General features: G+C 74.6%; 12 protein-coding genes. 5 read left to right on the top strand and 7 right to left on the bottom strand.

Annotated elements, in window-relative coordinates; all coding sequences use genetic code 11:
- Positions 1-26 precede the first annotated feature (26 nt).
- From Q0963_RS01260 to Q0963_RS01250, 3 genes are all read right to left on the bottom strand, one after another.
- Positions 27-1052, bottom strand: a complete 1026-nt coding sequence (locus Q0963_RS01260; RefSeq protein WP_299441304.1) for a hypothetical protein — start codon at positions 1050-1052, stop codon at positions 27-29.
- Positions 1049-1702, bottom strand: coding sequence for a hypothetical protein (locus Q0963_RS01255; protein WP_299441301.1), 654 nt, complete (start codon positions 1700-1702; stop codon positions 1049-1051). The genes Q0963_RS01260 and Q0963_RS01255 overlap by 4 nt, the downstream gene beginning before the upstream one ends.
- A 106-nt stretch (positions 1703-1808) precedes the next feature.
- Positions 1809-2324, bottom strand: a complete 516-nt coding sequence (locus tag Q0963_RS01250; protein ID WP_299441299.1) for a MarR family winged helix-turn-helix transcriptional regulator — start codon at positions 2322-2324, stop codon at positions 1809-1811.
- Positions 2325-2395: 71 nt separating this feature from the next.
- On the opposite strand from Q0963_RS01250, the gene Q0963_RS01245 reads away from it, so the two are divergent.
- A complete protein-coding gene (locus Q0963_RS01245) occupies positions 2396-3151 on the top strand; it encodes an HAD family phosphatase (RefSeq protein ID WP_299441296.1) in 756 nt (251 codons plus the stop codon).
- Positions 3148-5688 (top strand): glycoside hydrolase family 65 protein, encoded by a 2541-nt coding sequence (locus Q0963_RS01240; RefSeq protein ID WP_299441293.1) that lies wholly within the window; start codon positions 3148-3150, stop codon positions 5686-5688. The genes Q0963_RS01245 and Q0963_RS01240 overlap by 4 nt, the downstream gene beginning before the upstream one ends.
- Here the strand turns inward: Q0963_RS01240 and meaB are convergent.
- Positions 5669-6643, bottom strand: a complete 975-nt coding sequence (meaB, locus tag Q0963_RS01235; RefSeq protein ID WP_299442424.1) for a methylmalonyl Co-A mutase-associated GTPase MeaB — start codon at positions 6641-6643, stop codon at positions 5669-5671. The genes Q0963_RS01240 and meaB overlap by 20 nt on opposite strands.
- A 4-nt stretch (positions 6644-6647) precedes the next feature.
- Positions 6648-7847 carry an acetyl-CoA C-acetyltransferase gene (locus Q0963_RS01230; protein ID WP_299441290.1) on the bottom strand — a complete coding sequence of 400 codons (1200 nt, stop codon included), beginning with the start codon at positions 7845-7847 and terminating at the stop codon, positions 6648-6650.
- Positions 7848-7982: 135 nt separating this feature from the next.
- On the opposite strand from Q0963_RS01230, the gene Q0963_RS01225 reads away from it, so the two are divergent.
- A complete protein-coding gene (locus Q0963_RS01225; RefSeq protein ID WP_299441287.1) occupies positions 7983-8651 on the top strand; it encodes a hypothetical protein in 669 nt (222 codons plus the stop codon).
- Positions 8648-9088 carry a methylmalonyl-CoA epimerase gene (gene mce, locus Q0963_RS01220; RefSeq protein WP_299441284.1) on the top strand — a complete coding sequence of 147 codons (441 nt, stop codon included), beginning with the start codon at positions 8648-8650 and terminating at the stop codon, positions 9086-9088. The genes Q0963_RS01225 and mce overlap by 4 nt, the downstream gene beginning before the upstream one ends.
- Here mce and Q0963_RS01215 read toward each other — a convergent pair.
- Positions 9011-11038 carry a hypothetical protein gene (locus Q0963_RS01215; protein ID WP_299441279.1) on the bottom strand — a complete coding sequence of 676 codons (2028 nt, stop codon included), beginning with the start codon at positions 11036-11038 and terminating at the stop codon, positions 9011-9013. The two genes, mce and Q0963_RS01215, sit on opposite strands and share 78 nt — an antisense overlap.
- A complete protein-coding gene (locus Q0963_RS01210) occupies positions 11035-12342 on the bottom strand; it encodes a hypothetical protein (RefSeq protein WP_299441277.1) in 1308 nt (435 codons plus the stop codon). Before Q0963_RS01210 ends, Q0963_RS01215 begins: the two co-directional genes overlap by 4 nt.
- Before the next feature lie 160 nt (positions 12343-12502).
- Here Q0963_RS01210 and ccrA point away from each other — a divergent pair, with 160 nt between their 5' ends.
- The gene (gene ccrA / locus Q0963_RS01205; protein WP_299441274.1) at positions 12503-13843 is read left to right on the top strand and encodes a crotonyl-CoA carboxylase/reductase; all 1341 of its coding nucleotides are present in this window, start codon (positions 12503-12505) and stop codon (positions 13841-13843) included.
- Positions 13844-13872: the final 29 nt, after the last annotated feature.

The raw sequence follows: 13872 nt of genomic DNA, 5'->3' as shown, positions 1-13872 counted from the left end.
GGTGTGGGTCGGCGGGTGCGCGCGGGTCAGGATCCCTTGCCGCGGTACAGCAGGTCGCTCGCCCCGATCACGGTGACGTCGCCCTCGGTGGGCACGACGAGGACGACCGGCTCCAGGCTGGTCAGGGCCACCGACTTCTGCACCCGCTTCTTCCCGACGAGCTTCGCGAGCTCCGAGGGCAGGACGAGCTCCTTGGCGCCCTCGCGGACCGCGATGGTGTCGGTGCGGCGCAGCAGGCCGAACGCGACGACCCCGCCGTCGGCGAGGCGGAACGCCACCGCGTCGTCCAGGTAGGGCTTGTGCTCCTGCTTGAGGGTGCCGAGCTTGCCGAGGGCCTTGGCCTGCCGGCTCGCGGAGTCGCGCAGGGCCGCGGCGAACGCGTCGTCCGCGGCGACCGAGGCCGGGGCCTTCTTCGGCGCCGGCCGCGCGAGGGCGGCGGCGTACTGGCCGAACGCCTTGGCGGGTGACATGACGAGCCCGTCGCCCACCTCCGGGTCGACGAAGGGGGCGCCGGCGTTCGCCGAGCCCAGGGCCGGCAGCTCGGCGCCGCCGAGCATCGCGACCGTCGAGGTGATCTTGAACGGGTCCTCCGGGGACTCCGACACCATGACGTGGAGGAACTGGGTGTTCGTGGTCGAGTCGAGGGTCGTCGCGAGGATGGCGCGCGGCCAGTCCCGGCCGCGCGACTGGGCGAGCACGGTGGGCTCGGCCTCCTTCGTCAGCTGCTCGGCACGCGGGTCCGCGACACCCATGGCGGCGGCCCGGTCGGCGACGGTCAGGGCATCGCCGGTGAGCACCTCGGCGCGGGCCTTGTCGCCCTCCTCGCCCTTGGTCGCGGAGGCGGCGAGGCGCGCGTCGAGGAGCCGCGCCGCGATGGCCGCGGCCCCGTCGGTGTCCAGCGGCGCGGCCGCCGCGGACTCGGACGGCGCGGGCTCGAGGCCGACGAGGGCGTCGGTGGCGGTGCCGCAGGCCGCGGTGCCGAACGCGAGCCCGGCGGCGACGATCAGAGTCGTGGTGCGGCGCAGGCTGCGGCGGGCGGGTCGGCGGGTCATGGGGCCACCTCCTGGTGGTCGGCGGTCGGGGCGTCGTCGTGCGCGGGGTGCTCCTCGGTGTGGCGGCGTGGCCAGAGCGCGATGACCCCCGCGACGACGAGGAAGAGGCCGACGAGGGCGGCGACGACGGCCTCGACGAACCAGCGCTTGTCGGCGACGCGCATCGTGAGGCTCTCGATCGACCCCTCGTCGACGGCGACGACGACGGACTCCGGTGCCTGGTCCTGGGTCACCGTCAGCGACACCGGTCCCTGCGCGTCGTCCTGCGCGCGCCACAGGTCGGCAGCCCCGAGGCCGGGGGGCTCGGCGGACCCCCGCTCGGCGCTGAGCAGCGCCCAGTCCCGCACCTCGACACCGGTGATCTCGACGTGCCGGGCGTCCCCGAGGACCGCCGTGGCGTCCGAGGGGTTGGCCTTGGCCATCCAGACCCGCCCGCCCTCGGTGGGGGTGGCGGTGACCACGATGTCGGCGTCGACCCGGTTGAGGACGTCGGGGGTGAACAGCACCGGCTGGCCGGCGGCGGGGCGAGTCGTGAACTCGGCGGTCCCCGAGGCGCCCAGCTGCGTCGCGAACCACGCCCCGACGACGGTGAGCGCGAGCCCGAGCAGGGCGAGCAGCGCACCGACGGCACGTACGGCGATCCTGACCATCACAATGTGTTCCTTCGCGTTCCGGGGGGCCCGGAGCGGTGGCTCCGGGACGCGAGATGACCCTCCACGATGACAAACGCCCCGGCCGCAGGACAAATCCCCGCTCTCAGGTCGTGAAGTCGCCGGACCCCACCCGCACCTCCCGTAACAGGGAGAACAGCTCGTCGTGTCCTTGCGGCCCCACCATCGCGAGCCCGAAGTCCGCGGCGACGAGGTCGGCCGTCACGGCCTCCATCGCGGTGAGCCCGGCCGCGGTGAGGACGGCGAACGCTCCGCGCCGGTCGGCCGGGTTGGGGACCCGCTCGACGAAGCCCTGCGCCACGAGCCGTTGGACGATGTTCGTGGCGCTCGTCGGATGGACCATGAGCCGTTCACCGATCCGCGACATCGACAGCCGTCCGGAACGGCTGAACGCGAGGAGCACGAGCGCCTCGTACCGGGCGAAGGTGAGGCCGTGGCGCCCGGCGATGGCGTCGAAGCGCGCGAGGAGCAGCTGCTGGACGCGCATGACGGACGTGGCGGTCGCCATCGCGTCCGCGGCCGCGCCCTCGCCCCAGCGCTCGACCCACAGCTCGCGGGCCCGCGCGATCGGGTCGAACGGCAGGCGGACCGGCTCACTCACAGCGGTCACGCTAGCGGGTGGCCCGGTGTGGCGATTGTGCGTTCCAGCACCGGGTCCCTAGCGTGGAGCCCGTGAACGGCTCGAGTCCGCTGGCCTGGCGCTCCTACGGTGCTGCCCTCTTCGACCTCGACGGCGTCCTCACGCCCACGGCGCAGGTCCACATGGCGGCCTGGTCCGAGATGTTCTCGGGCTACCTCGCGGGAGTGGACAGGTCCCGCCCGGGCTTCGAGGACGCCGACACCTCGCCGTACACCGACGAGGACTACTACGCGCACGTCGACGGCAAGCCCCGCTACGAGGGCGTCGCCGACCTCCTCGCCTCCCGCCACATCGCCCTCCCCTACGGCTCCCCCACCGACCCGCCGGACGCCGAGACGGTCTGCGGGCTCGGCAACCGCAAGAACGCGGCATTCACCACCGTCCTCGAGCGCGACGGGGTCCGGCCCTACCCGGGGTCGCTCGAGCTCCTCGACCACCTGCGCGAGCTCGGGATGCCCCTGGCCGTCGTGTCGTCGTCGGCCAACGCCCGGGCCGTCCTCGCGGCCGCGGGGCTCACCGGCCGCTTCGTCACCGTCGTCGACGGCGCGGTCGCCGCGGCCCTCGAGCTCCCGGGGAAGCCCGAACCCGACACCTTCCAGCACGCCGCGCGTGAGTGCGGCGCCGCCCCGTCGGCGGCCGTCGTCATCGAGGACGCCGTCTCCGGGGTCCGGGCCGGGGCCGCCGGTGACTTCGGCCTCGTCGTCGGAGTCGACCGGGGCGCCGGTGCCGACGCGCTGCGCGAGGCCGGGGCCCACATCGTCGTGACCGACCTCGCGGAGCTGTGGTGAGGACCGGCCGGATCGGGACCGACCCGATCGACCGCACCCGCTTCCCCACGGACCCGTGGCGCCTCGTCGAGTACTACCCGGACGAGGCGGACCTGGGGGTGACCGAGACGCTCTTCGCGGTCGCCAACGGCTACCTCGGGCTGCGCGGCAACCCGGAGGAGGGCCGCGAGGCGTACGAGCACGGGACCTTCGTCAACGGCTTCCACGAGACCTGGCCCATCCGGCACGCCGAGGCCGCCTACGGCTTCGCCCGGACGGGCCAGACCATCGTCAACGTCCCGGACGCCAAGCTCATGAAGCTCTACGTCGACGACGAGCCGCTCGTCATCGGGATCGCCGAGCTCGAACACTACGAGCGCAGCCTCGACTTCCGGGACGGCATCCTGCGCCGCGCGCTCGTGTGGCGGACCCCGTCCGGCAAGCGCGTCCGGGTCGACTCCACCCGGATGGTCTCGATGACCGAGCGGCACCTGTGCCTCATGACCCTCGAGGTGACGATGCTCACCGGCAACGCCCCCGTCGTCGTGTCGTCCCAGCTGCTGAACCGGCAGGACGGCGCCGACGAGTACCACGACCGGGCCCGGTCGAAGGTCGCGCTGGCGGACCCGCGCAAGGCGAGCGCGTTCGAGGGCCGGGTCCTCATGCCGCGGCTCCGCAGCGCCACCGAGCACCGGATGATGCTCGGCTACCGCTGCGCGAACTCGGAGATGACCGTGGCGGTCATGGCCGACCACACGATGTCGACGCCGGACCCCTACGAGATCATCACCGGCGCCGAGGACGACCTGGCCAAGACCGTGTACCGCGTCGAGGCCCGCGAGGGCCACCGGCTGCGCATCGAGAAGCTCGTCTCGTACCACACCTCCCGCAGCCTGCCCGTCCGCGAGCTGGCCGACCGGTGCGAGCAGACCCTGGACCGCAGCGGCGCCCACGCGGTCGAGGACCACCACGCCCAGCAGCGCGAGTGGTTCGACCGCTTCTGGGCCGCGAGCGACGTCGAGATCGGAGCCGACGCCCAGGACGCACCAGCGCTCCAGCAGGCGGTGCGGTACAACCTGCTCACCCTCGCCCAGGCCTCCGGTCGTGCCGACGGCCAGGGCATCCCGGCCAAGGGCGTCAGCGGCTCCGGCTACGAGGGCCACTACTTCTGGGACAGCGAGGTCTACGTCGCGCCGTTCCTCACCTACACCCAGCCGTCCCTGGCCCGGAACCTGCTGCACTTCCGCAGCCGGATGCTGCCGGCGGCCCGTGAACGGGCACGCGAGATGTCCTACCGCGGGGCGCTGTTCCCCTGGCGGACGATCAACGGCGAGGAGGCCTCCGCCTACTACGCGGCCGGCACCGCGCAGGTCCACATCGACGCCGACGTCGCCCACGCGCTCGCCCAGTACCTCGCGGCGACCGACGACATCGGCTTCCTCGTCCGGGACGGCCTCGCGATCCTCGTCGAGACCGCCCGCCTGTACGCCGACCTCGGCTTCTGGCGGAGCAACGGGACCCCGAGCTTCCACATCCACGGCGTCACCGGGCCCGACGAGTACACGACGGTCGTCAACAACAACCTCTTCACCAACGTCATGGCCCGCTACAACCTCGAGCAGGCCGCCGCGGCGGTCGAGCGGGTGCGGGTCGAGCGCCCGCAGGAGTGGGACCGGGTCGCCGCCCGGCTCGGCATCACCGACGACGAGGTGACCGAGTGGCGGTCCTGCGCGGCCGGGATGCACATCCCGTTCGACGAGGGCCTCGGCATCCACCCCCAGGACGACCTGTTCCTCGACCGGGAGGTCTGGGACCTCAGCCGCACCCCGGCGTCGGCGCGGCCGCTGCTCATGCACTACCACCCACTCGTCATCTACCGGTTCCAGGTCCTCAAGCAGGCCGACGTCGTGCTCGCCCTCCACCTCCAGGGCGACCGCTTCTCGCTCGAGGAGAAGCGGGCCGACTTCGAGTACTACGACCCCATCACCACCGGCGACTCGACGCTGTCGGCCGTCGTGCAGTCCGTCATCGCCGCCGAGGTCGGCTACCACGAGGCCGCGATGGAGTACTTCTGCGCCTCCCTCTACGTCGACCTCGCGAACCTGCACGACAACACCGTCGACGGTCTCCACGTCGCCTCCGCCGGCGGGGTGTGGTCCGCGCTCGTGGCCGGGTTCGGGGGGATGCGCGACCACGGCGGCCTGCTGAGGTTCGACCCGCGGCTCCCCGAGGGCTGGGGCTCCCTCGTGTACCGCCTCACCTGGAGCGGCACGCGGATCCGGGTGCACCTCACCGAGACCCAGATCGAGATCACCGTCGAGGACGGCACCGACACGGTCCCCGTCGAGATCCGCGGGACGCGGCACGGCGTGAGCCCCGACTCCCCCGTCGTCGTCCCGCTCGACGGTCACGGCCTGCGGATCGCCGGCCTGCTGGGGACCACCCCGAAGACCGGGGGCACCCGCGCCGACGGCAGCCGGATCACCGCCGGCGTGCCCCACCCCATGCCCGCCGACGGGCTCGTGCCCCCCGGCCTGCTCAGCGACCCGACGGACTGATCCCGTCGGCGACGATGGCGTCCGCCGCCCGGTAGGGGTCGCTCCGGCCGTCGACGACGTCGGCGGCCAGCGCCGCGAGACGGTCGTCCCCGGCGACCCGGCCCACCCGGGCGCGGAGCATCTCGACGGCCAGCGCCTCCACCTCGCGGGCGGCCCGGCGGGTGCGGCGGTCGCGGAGGCCCGCCACACCGAGGTGCGTGCGGTGCCCGTCGACGGCCTCGACGAGGTCGGCGATGCCGGTGGCCGACGTGGCGACGGTGCGCAGCACCGGGGGGCGCCACGCGGTGCGGTCGCGCTCCCCCATGGCGACGGCGCTGCGCAGGTCCCGGACCGTGCGGTCGGCGCCGTCCCGGTCGGCCTTGTTGACGACGAGGATGTCGGCGACCTCGAGGATGCCGGCCTTCGCCGCCTGGATCCCGTCCCCCATCCCGGGCGCGACGAGCACGACGGTCGTGTCGGCCGTCGCGGCCACCTCGACCTCGCTCTGCCCGACCCCCACCGTCTCGAGCAGGACGACGTCGCACCCCGCCGCGTCGAGCACCCGGACGGCGGCCGGGGCCGCCCACGACAGCCCGCCGAGGTGCCCCCGGGAGGCCATCGAGCGGATGAACACCTCGGGGTCGGCGGCGTGCTCGCTCATCCGGACCCGGTCCCCGAGCAGGGCGCCGCCGGAGAACGGTGACGTGGGGTCGACGGCCAGCACGCCGACCCGGAGCCCACGAGCCCGGTAGGCGCCGACGAGCGCGCTGGTCGTCGTCGACTTGCCCACCCCCGGCGGGCCGGTGAGCCCGACGACGTGCGCCCGCCCGGCGTGGGGCACCAGGGCTGCCGTCAGCTCGCGCAGGGCCGGGTGGGCGTCCTCGACGAGGGAGATGAGCCGGGCGACGGCACGCGCGTTCCCCTCCCGCGCCGCCGAGACGAGGGAGGGGAGGTCGACGTCGCGTGCCGCGGCCAGCGGGTCAGCCCTGGGCCGGGACCTTGAGGACGAGCGCGTCGCCCTGGCCGCCGCCGCCGCACAGCGCGGCCGCGCCGACGCCGCCGCCGCGCCGCTTCAGCTCGAGCGCGAGGTGCAGGGCGATCCGGGCCCCGGACATGCCGATGGGGTGGCCGAGCGCGATGGCGCCGCCGTTGACGTTGACGATCTCGGGGTCGAGCCCGAGCTCCTGGGTCGAGGCGAGCCCGACGGCCGCGAAGGCCTCGTTGATCTCGACGAGGTCGAGGTCGGCCGGGTCGATGCCCTCGCGCTCGCACGCCTTGGCGATGGCCCGCGCGGGCTGGCTCTGCAGCGTGGAGTCCGGGCCGGCGACGACGCCGTGCGCGCCGATCTCGGCGAGCCACTCGAGGCCGAGCTCCTCGGCCTTGGACTTGCGCATGACGACGACCGCGCACGCCCCGTCGCTGATCTGCGACGCGGACCCGGCCGTGATGGTGCCGTCCTTGCTGAAGGCGGGGCGCAGGCCGGCGAGCGACTGGGCGGTCGTGTCGGCGCGGATGCCCTCGTCGGTCTTGAAGTCGACCGGCTCACCCTTGCGCTGCGGGATGGAGACGGAGACGACCTCGTCGTCGAAGAGCCCGTCCTTCCAGGCGCGAGCCGCCAGCTGGTGGCTGCGGGCCGAGAACTCGTCCTGCTCCTCGCGGGTGAAGGTCGAGTCGCCGCAGTTGGCGGTCTCGGTGAGCAGGCCCATGGCCTGGTCGGTGAAGGCGTCCCACAGGCCGTCCGCGGCCATGTGGTCGTGCATCGTCACGTCGCCGTACTTGAAGCCGTCGCGGCTCTTCTCCAGCAGGTGCGGGGCGTTGGTCATCGACTCCTGGCCGCCGGCGACGACGACCTCGAACTCGCCGGCCCGGATGAGCTGGTCGGCGAGCGCGATCGCGTCGATCCCGGACAGGCACACCTTGTTGACGGTGAGGGCGGGGACGTTCATCGGGATGCCGGCCTTGGCGGCGGCCTGGCGGGCCGGGATCTGCCCCTCGCCGGCCGTGAGGACCTGGCCCATGATGACGTAGTCGACGCTCGCGGGGTCGACGCCGGACTTCTCGAGCGCCCCCTTGATGGCGAAGCCGCCGAGGTCGGAGCCGCTGAAGCCCTTGAGCGAGCCGCTCATCCGCCCCATCGGGGTGCGGGCGCCGGCGACGATGACGGTGGGGTCGGTGGACATGCGGAGGCCTCCGTACGGGGTCGGGACGGGTCTGGCTCGACTGTAGCGACGCCACCGCCACACGCCAGCCCCGAGGGCGGTGACTCTCGCCACCCGCGACGGCCCCGAGGCGCCGGCCGGGGCCATGCTGGCCTCATGGGCCGCGCCGAGCTCCTCCGCCGCTGGGTCCTCGCGAACACCGTCGGCGAGACCCTGGGGCTGGGCGCCACCGGGCTGCTGGCCTGGCTCGTCGTCGGGCGTTCCGCTGAGCCGTCGGCCGTCGGGGCCGTGCTCGCCGGCTTCGCCATCGTCGTCCTCAGCGGGGCGGTCGAGGCCACCGTGGTCGGGCTGCTGCAGCACCGGGCGGTGCACCCCTGGCTGCCCGGGCTCACCCGGCGGGCCTGGTGGTGGGCGACGCTCTGGGGGGCGCTCACGGCCTACGTCCTGGGCTACCTGCCCTCGACCGTCGTCAGCCTGCTGAGCGTCGACGGTGACGCGGCGCCGGTGCCGGAGCCGCCGCAGGGCGTCGTCGTCCTCGCGGCCGCCGGGCTCGGCCTCGTCGCGGGGGCGGTGCTGGCCTGGGCGCAGACGCTCGTGCTGCGCCACCACGTGGCCCGGGCATGGCGCTGGGTGCCGGCCAACATGCTGGCGTGGGCCGTGGGGATGCCGATGATCTTCGTCGGCATGGACCTCGCGTTCCGCGACGGCGGGGTCGTCCGTACCGCGGCGGTCGTCGTCGCGACGCTGGCGTCGGCCGGGGCGGTCGTCGGTGTGATCAACGGCTCGTTCCTGACCCGGATGGTCCTCCCTACCCTGGAGGCATGAGCTCTGTGCCCTCCTCGGACCTGTTCAACGCCATCGACCACGTGGGCGTGGCCGTCCCGGACCTCGACGAGGCGATCACCTTCTACGAGTCGGCCTACGGCATGCGGATGCTCCACCGGGAGACCAACGAGGAGCAGGGCGTGCAGGAGGCGATGATGGGCGTCGGCGACTCGGGCTCGTGCATCCAGCTGCTCGCGCCCCTGACGCCGGAGTCGACGATCGCGAAGTTCCTCGACCGCAGCGGGCCGGGCATCCAGCAGCTGGCCTACCGCGTCGAGGACCTCGACGCCGTGTGCACGACGCTGCGCGAGCGCGGCCTGCGGCTGCTGTACGACGCCCCCAGGCGCGGGACCAGCGGGTCACGCGTCAACTTCGTCCACCCCAAGGACGCCGGGGGGATCCTCGTCGAGCTCGTCGAACCCGCCGCCGGCCACTGACACCGGCCCGGCGGCGGCCAGCAGGGGCAGCAGGGCGAGCGCGGCGAAGGCCGGCACGACGAGCCCGGAGTCGTTGACGGCGAAGCCGACGAGCGCGAGGACGGCCGACCCGCGCAGCACGAGCCGCCCCGCCGCGCCCGGCCGCCAGCCGGCGCGCCAGGCAAGGAGCCCGAGCACGACCGCGGCGACGCCGATCGTCAGCAGCGGCGGCGACGAGAGGTTGGTGAGGTTCTGCGCGAGCTTGCGGCCGATCACGTCGCCGACCCCGCCGTCCAGCACCGTCTGCACGAACTCGCCGAGGTGGGTGCGCGCCGCCGGGGGGCGCAGCCAGTCGAGCACGGCGACGCCGGCGGTGAGGACGACGACCCCGGCGACGGCCAGCAGCGCCCGCGCGGCACCGATCCGGACCCGGGAGGCCCCCGCGAGGACCACGAGCCCGCCGAGCACCAGCCCGGGCGGGCCGCCGAAGTCGGCACCCAGCGACGGGTACCCCTCGACCGCGGTCAGCGCGAGCAGGGCCAGGGCCCCCAGCGCCAGGGCGTGCCGCCTGCTCACCCGCCGGGACGTGGCGAGGAGCGCGACGACGGCCATCGTCGCGACGCCGTACAGCGCGTACGAGGTGTTGCCGACGCCGTAGAACCGGCCGCCGACGGTGGGGTTCTGCCCGAACACCGAGGCGAGCTGGAGCCCGGACCCCGTGGCGACGTCGCCGACGAGCAGCGCGAGGGTGACGGCCGCGACGACGCGCAGCGCCCCGAGCCGCCGCCTGCGTTCCACGACGACGGCGACGGCCGTGACCGCGGCGACGACGAGCGTGAGCACGGCGGTGAAGGCCAGGCCCGGGGCGCCGGCACGCCACCACGGCACGAGGTTGGCGGCGAACGTCGCGGCAGGGACGGCGGCGATCGCGACCCCCGCGATGCGGACGGCGGCCGGCAGCGGGACCGTGGCCCCGCGGCGCCAGAGGAGCAGCGCGGCGACGGCGCACCAGCCCGCGAAGGCGGCGGCGAGCCACCCGGTGACCTGGGGGCTCACCGACCGCAGCGTGCCCGCCCTCACCTCGAACCCGACCCGGTCCGCGACCCGGTCGGCGACGTCGGCGTCCGACGGGTCGACGGTCATCGCTCGGCCGGTGACGTCGGCGACGGGGGCGCCGGCGCGTTCGAGCAGGGTCGCCGTGACGTCCTGCAGCTGGACCAGGCCGGGCTGGCGGGTCGACGGGGAGGTGAGCAGCCCGGGGGCGATGTCCGGGCCGGCGGCGACCAGCGCGCGTAGGCCGATCCGGGAGTCGCCGTCCCCGAGGCCGGCGACGAGCACGGTCGCCTCCGGGTCCAGGCGCAGCACGGCACCGACGACCCCGTCGAGCTGCCGGGCCGCGGCGAGCCGGCCCGGCTCGTCGGGGGGGAGCGTCCCGCCGTCGACGAGGACCACCGGGCAGCCGAACGCGTCCGGCAGCGACCCGGCGGCCCGGGAGACCGTGCCGTCCGGGGCGGCGGCCCCGATCGCCGCGGCCGGGCCCACGGCCTCGACGCACGAGCCCGCGGTGGCGAGCCGGGCGGCCAGGGTGCCCGGCACGGCGCCGAAGCCGTCCGCGCGGGCGGCCTGGAGGTAGGTGTCCCAGCGCGGCACCGCGCGGTCCTCGGCGAGGCCCCCGGGCGCGATGCACGGGCCGGCCAGATCGGCCGCCCGGCGCCCCGCCGACAGCGTGAGCCACCCGTCGACGGCACACGACCGGGACCGCACGGCTCGGACCGTGAGGGAGGCCACGGCGCCGTCCTCGGCGAGCCGCCAGAGGGTCGGGGTGGCGTCGGCGTCGATGTCGGACCACGACAGCCCCGGCGCTCCCACGAGGACGGTGCGGGACGGCCCGTCGGCGGCCGCGGGCGGCCCGGCGGCCAGGAGCGCGAGCAGCCCGGCCGTCACCGTGAGGAGGAGGCGGACCGGGCTCATCGCCGGGCCAGCTCGTGGGTGGCGATGATGACGGTCGCGGCCGTCCAGGCGAGCGGGGCGACCGCGGCGGGCCGGCCGTCGTGGAGCACCTTCTCGGGGAAGGACCCGGCGGCGGTGCGGTGCCGGCCGAGCCACTCGAGCAGGTGCCGGGCCTTGCCGGGGTACCCGGTGGCCGCCCAGGCCGCGGCGAAGAGGGCCGTCTCGGGAGTCCAGCTGATGCCGTCGTTCTTCCAGGAAGCGCCCGGGGCGAGCCCTCCCGCCGGGCGCGCCATCGCCGTCTGGGCGCGGTCCACGGCCGTGAGCACCTCGAGGTCGGGCTCCGGCTCCCCGATCGGGGAGACGAGGAAGGTGACGGCGGCGTCGGGCGCATCGCCCCCGAGGAGCCGCGGGTAGCCCCGGGGTGCGAACAGGTGGCGGAGCCGGTCCCCGAGCAGGTCGGCGGCGCGTGCGGTGCGGTCGGCCAGGGCCATCTCCCCGACGAGGGGCAGGGCGCGGGTGGCGCTGCGCAGACCCGCGAGGACCGCGGCCGCGGTGCCGAGGGTCAGCGTCTCCTCGACGAGCTCCCAGTAGTCGGAGGACGGTGGCGGCAGGCCGGTGGCGGGGTCCCGCGAGGCGAGCAGCCGGCGCGACGCGAGCACGAGCAGCGAGCGCACCGGGGCGAGCAGCGCCGGCGCCTCGTCAGGGGCCCACCGGCCGAGCTCGGCTGCCGCCCACAGGGCCCAGCCCGCTCCGTCGAGCTGAGCCACCCGGTCGTCCGGGGCCCGGCCCGTCTCGAGGTCGTAGCGCGCCTCGAACCAGCCGTCCGGGCGCTGGACCTTCTGGAGGAACACCAGCTGGGCGGCGGCCTCGTGGGGTCGGCCGAGCCGCGCCAAGGCGCTCGCCACGAAGGCGACGTCACGGGGCCAGGCGTACCGCCACCGCGGCGACCAGCCGGCGACGGCCACGGGCAGCCCGGCGGTGAGGGCCCGCAGGTCGAGCAGGGCCGAGTGCAGCAGCCCGGCCTCGTCGTCCCCGTGGCGCGTCCACGCCGCACACCCGGCGACCCACCCCTCCTCGTCCTCGACGAGCCGCGAGCGCCAGGGACCGGCCTCGATGACCCGGGTGCGCGGGACGACGGTGTCGGGCCGGCCGACGGGCACGAGGTGGCGGACGTCCGGTGCCGAGAAGGCGACGGTCTCGCTGTAGAGGGGGATCTCGGCCCGGCGGGCACGGTCGAGGAGGACCGCGCCGGTCGCACCACCACCGAGGGCGAGCCCGCTCCCGCCGAGGAGCAGGCCGCGTCGGCTGACCGGGGCTGGACTCACGGGATGACCGTATCCCGGACGGGCCCTGCCCCGAACGGGGTCCGGGCCGGCCCCGTGAGGGGGATCACGACGTGACCGCCGTCTCAGCCGGTACCGGCGGGTAGCCGCCGCCAGTAGGTTCACCGCCAGGTGTCCCCGTCCGCCGAAGGAGCACGACCTGATGGACCAGATCCGCGAGGCCATCCTCTCCGGAGACCGCAGTGCCGAGACGTACGCCGGGCTGGCCGTGCCCGCGTCCTACCGCGGCGCCACCGTCCACAAGGACGAGGTCGGCATGTTCGAGGGGGTGCCGACGAAGGAGAAGGACCCGCGGCGCTCGCTGCACGTCGACGAGGTGCCGGTCCCCGACCTCGCTCCCGGCGAGGCACTGGTCGCCGTCATGGCGAGCGCCATCAACTACAACACGGTATGGACCTCGATCTTCGAGCCGGTCTCGACCTTCGGCTTCCTCGAGCGCTACGGCCGCACCTCGGAGTTCGCCAGGCGCCACGACCTGCCGTACCACGTCGTCGGGTCCGACCTGGCGGGCGTCGTCCTGCGGGTGGGTCCCGGCGTCACGAAGTGGACGCCCGGCACCGAGGTCGTGGCCCACTGCCTGTCCGTCGAGCTCGAGGACGCCGAGGGCCACGACGACACGATGATGGACCCGCAGCAGCGGATCTGGGGGTTCGAGACGAACTTCGGCGGCCTCGCCGAGCTCGCGATCGTCAAGGCGAACCAGCTGATGCCCAAGCCGGCGCACCTGTCCTGGGAGGAGGCCGCCTCCCCCGGTCTCGTCAACTCCACCGCGTACCGGCAGCTCATCAGCAAGAACGGCGCCCACATGAAGCTCGGCGACCGGGTGCTCATCTGGGGCGCCTCGGGCGGGCTGGGGTCCTACGCCACCCAGATGGCGCTCGCCGGCGGCGCCACCCCGATCTGCGTCGTCTCCTCCCCCGAGAAGGCCGCGATCTGCCGGGCGATGGGGGCCGAGCTCATCATCGACCGGTCGGCCGAGGGGTACCGGTTCTGGAACGAGGAGAACACCGCCCAGAACCCCAAGGAGTGGCAGCGCCTCGGCCGCCGGATCCGCGAGCTCACCGGCGGCCACGACGTCGACATCGTCTTCGAGCACCCGGGCCGCGAGACGTTCGGGGCCAGCGTCTACGTCGCGCGCAAGGGCGGCACCATCATCACGTGCGCGTCGACGTCCGGCTTCCTGCACGAGTACGACAACCGCTACCTCTGGATGAACCTCAAGCGGATCCTCTCGAGCCACTTCGCGAACTACCGCGAGGCGTGGGAGGCCAACAGCCTCGTCGACCGGGGCATCGTCCACCCGACCCTGTCGAAGACCTACGCGCTCGAGGACGTCGGGCAGGCGGCGCTGGACGTGCACCGCAACGCCCACCAGGGCAAGGTCGGCGTGCTCACCCTGGCCCCCGAGGCCGGCCTGGGCGTCACCGACCCCGAGAAGCGCGCCCGCTTCGAGTCCGCGATCACCCGCTTCCAGGACGCCTGACGGGCCGCGCCGTCCTCGCCTCCGGGGGC

Origin of the sequence: uncultured Phycicoccus sp. (assembly GCF_947495705.1) — a bacterium.
Classification (GTDB): domain Bacteria; phylum Actinomycetota; class Actinomycetes; order Actinomycetales; family Dermatophilaceae; genus Phycicoccus.
This window is presented reverse-complemented; position numbering and strand designations above follow the sequence as displayed.

What these genes read in the sequence shown, in the direction of transcription:
- Q0963_RS01230 (WP_299441290.1), bottom strand. Translation starts at nt 7,847, where the DNA reads ATGTCCACCGACCCCACCGTCATCGTCGCCGGCGCCCGCACCCCGATG.
- ccrA (WP_299441274.1), top strand. Translation starts at nt 12,503, where the DNA reads ATGGACCAGATCCGCGAGGCCATCCTCTCCGGAGACCGCAGTGCCGAG.
- mce (WP_299441284.1), top strand. Translation starts at nt 8,648, where the DNA reads ATGAGCTCTGTGCCCTCCTCGGACCTGTTCAACGCCATCGACCACGTG.
- Q0963_RS01260 (WP_299441304.1), bottom strand. Translation starts at nt 1,052, where the DNA reads ATGACCCGCCGACCCGCCCGCCGCAGCCTGCGCCGCACCACGACTCTG.
- Q0963_RS01255 (WP_299441301.1), bottom strand. Translation starts at nt 1,702, where the DNA reads ATGGTCAGGATCGCCGTACGTGCCGTCGGTGCGCTGCTCGCCCTGCTC.
- Q0963_RS01215 (WP_299441279.1), bottom strand. Translation starts at nt 11,038, where the DNA reads ATGAGCCCGGTCCGCCTCCTCCTCACGGTGACGGCCGGGCTGCTCGCG.
- Q0963_RS01225 (WP_299441287.1), top strand. Translation starts at nt 7,983, where the DNA reads ATGGGCCGCGCCGAGCTCCTCCGCCGCTGGGTCCTCGCGAACACCGTC.